The organism is Microbacterium sp. P5_E9 (assembly GCF_054049175.1).
Genome location: NZ_JBFUMV010000039.1, coordinates 1 through 1,183 on the forward strand (window position 1 = coordinate 1; position 1,183 = coordinate 1,183).

Annotated in this window: 1 protein-coding gene; it reads left to right on the forward strand. The window is 66.0% G+C overall.

Going from position 1 to position 1,183, the window contains the following annotated elements:
* A partial coding sequence (locus tag ACXJ3V_RS20070; protein WP_457102121.1) for an IS4 family transposase occupies window positions 1-1,164 on the forward strand: 1,164 nt, incomplete at its 5' end.
* Between the last annotated feature and the right edge of the window lie 19 nt (window positions 1,165-1,183).

Genomic DNA, 1,183 nt, shown 5'->3' on the forward strand with positions numbered 1-1,183 from the left:
TGCCAGAAGGCGGTCAACGGYTGGGCSGCGCAGCGMGCRGGCGATGGCCTGAGMSCGTGCAGCGTTCGCACCGGCGGGTATTGCCGGGCTCGTCAGCGGCTGCCGCTGGAGATGGTCAGTGCGCTCACGCGCCAGACAGGGCGCYTGCTSAGCGAGAAGGCTCYGGCGCSATGGCTCTGGCGCGGGCGCACGGTCAAGCTGGTGGACGGCACCGGGCTGTCGATGCCCGATACCCAGGAGAACCAGGCGCGCTATCCCCAACCCAGCACCCAGGCACCCGGGGTCGGCTTCCCGCTGGCGCGGCTGGTCGTGGTGGTGTGCTTGGCCACCGGYGCGGCGCTCGATGCGGCGATCGGGCCCCATCAAGGCAAAGGCAGCGGCGAGCTGGCCCTGGTGCGTCGCCTGCTCCAAGGCTTTCGCCCAGGCGACGTGATGCTGGCCGATGCCCTGTACTGCAACTACTTCCTGATCGCCACGCTGATGGCCGCTGGCGTGGATGTGCTGATGGAGCAAAACGGCTCGCGYATCACCGACTTTCGCCGCGGCCAGTCGCTGGGCACGCGCGATCACATCGTGCGCTGGCCCAAGCCGGCGCAGCGTCCCCAGTGGATGACGCCCGAGCAATATGCGCACGCCCCCGATGAGATCGTGCTGCGTGAAGTCAAGGTTGCYCACCAAGTTCTGGTCACCACGCTGGTGAATCATCGACAGGTTGCCAAGAACGATCTGTCGGCGCTGTACGCGCGTCGCTGGAACATCGAGCTGGACCTGCGCAACCTCAAGACCACCACCGGCATGGATGTGCTGCGCTGCCAGACGCCGCMGATGAACGACAAGCAGCTGTGGGTCCATCTGCTGGCCTACAACGTGATCCGGCTGCTGATGGCGCAGGCCGCCAGCCACGTCGGCATCGACCCGCGCGGCYTGAGCTTCAAGCACACGGTGCAACTGTGGACGGAGTGGGTCTCGCGAGGCCTCTCGGYCACGAAGGATTGCCAGCGGCTGTTCACGTTGATCGCCCAATGCAAGGTCGGCCATCGACCCGGACGCATCGAGCCGCGAATGCGAAAACGAAGGCCAAAACCCTACCCTTGGTTGAAGGTGCCGCGCGCCCAGGCTCGCCGACAWGTCGAGAAGCATGGTCATGCGTACGAGCCAAAGTAAGTGCCATTCGCCTTAAGGC